This window comes from Rhodopirellula sp. JB055, assembly GCF_043100905.1.
GTDB lineage: Bacteria > Planctomycetota > Planctomycetia > Pirellulales > Pirellulaceae > Rhodopirellula.
The window spans coordinates 1-2513 of sequence record NZ_JBICHO010000055.1; the positions used below are offsets into that span (position 1 = coordinate 1).

2 protein-coding genes are annotated in these 2513 nt (G+C 55.2%); both read right to left on the minus strand.

The features are described from left to right. Positions 1-111: 111 nt before the first annotated feature. On the minus strand, positions 112-651 hold the full coding sequence (locus tag ACF8AM_RS02200) for a hypothetical protein (RefSeq protein ID WP_392554068.1): 540 nt from the start codon (positions 649-651) through the stop codon (positions 112-114). A 94-nt stretch (positions 652-745) separates the two neighbouring features. Next, positions 746-2513 (minus strand): efflux RND transporter permease subunit (locus ACF8AM_RS02205; protein ID WP_392554069.1); only part of this gene is annotated, 1768 nt, incomplete at its 5' end.

The following is a 2513-nucleotide window of genomic DNA, read 5'->3' on the forward strand; positions in this document are numbered from 1 at the left end:
GAATCGAGGACCGGGAGCCTTGCCGGCGACGGAACGTCCTCCGCCGACTCAGGTGGTGAAACCACCCTGGGTGACTTCAATCACGAAGCTGACTAAGTCTTCGTTTAACGCTCAGTCGTGGTCGTGCCCTTCATGATCGTCATGATCGTCATGATCATGGGCACCGTGGTCATGGTCGTGGGAGATACTTCCTGTGTAGGTCTTGCCTTTGATCTCGAGGGTTACCGCACCTACGGCACCCTCTTCCATCCATGCGGCCATCTCCGCGTCAGTGACACGGAAGGTGGAAGCCATTCCGTCGCCGTTTGGAGATGCCGGCAAGGTGAATGTTTTGACGTTGCCATCGTGTTTCAAGCTAACGGTCAATTCGCTTGCTTCAATCACAACCGTCTCGGTCGCGGCACTGTCCAACACATTGAGCGTGACGGATTGGTCGTCGTGGAGCATTTCCAGGTGGAACGCTTCTTTGCCAAGTTCAATCAGCTCTCCACCATTTGGCCCGTTCTCCGGGTGACCGTGTGACTCAGACGGCATCCCGTTTGACGCCACGAGGTCGATGTCAGACGGGGATTGTGATTCTGCCGGCGACTTGGCGCCGCACCCAACAGCAAAAACACATGCCAACGCAATCAAGTTCCATTCAAACTTCATTTCAACTCCAAGGATTCCGAGGTTCGATTCAACACTTCAACATTTCGCTTCCAATACGGCGAACGATCGTCGTCCATGGAAGCAATGGCTTGTTTCATTGGTTTGAAAACCGAACGTCGGTTCCATCGACTTGGGCATCCACCAAGTGCTGCCCGGCATGCCGACCAATGGCCCAGAACAACGCCGGTCGCACGAAGAACTCCGCCAGGGTGCTGCTGAGCAGTCCACCGACGATCACGGTGGCGATCGGGTAAAGGATTTCTTTGCCAGGTTCACCGGCGGAGAGAGCGAGCGGCAACAAGCCAATTCCGGACGTGAGGGCGGTCATCAACACCGGTGCCATGCGTTCTTGCCCGGCGCGGATCACCATTGCATGTGTCCATGATTCGCCTTCATGACGGACCAGGTGCAAGTAGTGGTTGAGCAACAGGATTCCGTTTCGACTGGCAATGCCGCACAGTGAGATGAAGCCGACCATTGCGGCCACGGTCAGGTTTTGGTCCGTCAGCACGAGAGCCGCCACTGCACCGATGAATGCGGTTGGAAGTGCGACGAGGACTTGCATGGCGAAGTTGACATTTCCAAACAGCGAGTAGAGCACGAGGAACATCCCCATCAGCGCGACGCCAGACAGAAGCATCAATCGGCGAGTCGCTGAGCGTTGACTTTCGAACTGCCCTCCGTATTCCAAGTAGTAGCCTGGTTCGAGCTGCATTCCTTCCAGACGGGATTGGATGTCGTTGACCACATCCACCACTCCCCGTTCGGACACGTTGGCTTGCAAGACGATTCGGCGTCGCACCTTCTCGCGTTTGATCATGTTCGGCCCATCACTGCGATAGATGTCGGCCAACTCATCGAGCGGCAATGTCCCACCGCTCGGCAAAGGAACGGACAGTCGCTTCAGCTTTTCGAGGTTTTCGCGGTAAGGTTCATCCATCCGAAGCATCAGATCAAAGGTGCGTTGATCGAGCACCACTTGGCTGACGGTTTGTCCGTTCATCGCTGTTTCAAGCAATCTCATGACATTCGCAGGACGCAGACCGTTTTGTGTCAGAGCGGATTGGTTCACATCGATCCGCAGTTGGGGGATGTTGGTTTGTTGTTCGATCATGACATCCGTCAAACCGTGCACATCGGAGATGCGTTGTTGCATCTCGTGGGCTTTGTTGCGAAGCACGTCCAGGTCGTCGCCGTAGAGCTTGATTCCAATCTGTGCTTTCACGCCGGAGATCATGTGGCTGATCAGGTGAGCGAGCGGTTGTTCCGTGCTTGAGACGACCCCAGGAAATTCCGCCATCGTTTCGCGAATGCTCTCGATGGTTTTTTCGCGGTCGGCACCGTCCGAGATTTCCAAGAACATTTCGGTGACATTGACGCCTTCTGCGTGTTCATCCAGTTCCGCACGCCCGGTACGTCGTGCAACGGATTTCACTGAATCGAGCTTCATCAGTTCCTCTTGAATCGATTCACCGATCTGGTTGCTGGTTGCAAGCGACGTTCCGGGGGCCAGCAAAGCGTTGACTTGAACTGCACCTTCATTGAATGGCGGAAGAAAATCGCGTTCCAGACGTGACAATGCCAGTCCGGCAAACAGCACCAGCACTGCGGTCGCTGCCAGGACAGGGACAGCGAAATGGGTGCTAAAACGAATGGCCATTCCCGCGATTCCCTTCAGTCCTTCCAACAGGCGTCCTTCTTCCGCTTCTTCACCACCGAGCATCCTTTCCGAAACTTGGATGAGAATCCAGAACACCGGAGTCAGCAACAAAGCCCAAACCAATTGGTTGCCAGACAATTGCCATCCGCCAACAAACCAGCGCGAGAATCGTGGTAGAACCCAGGTGACCGTCAATGCCGCG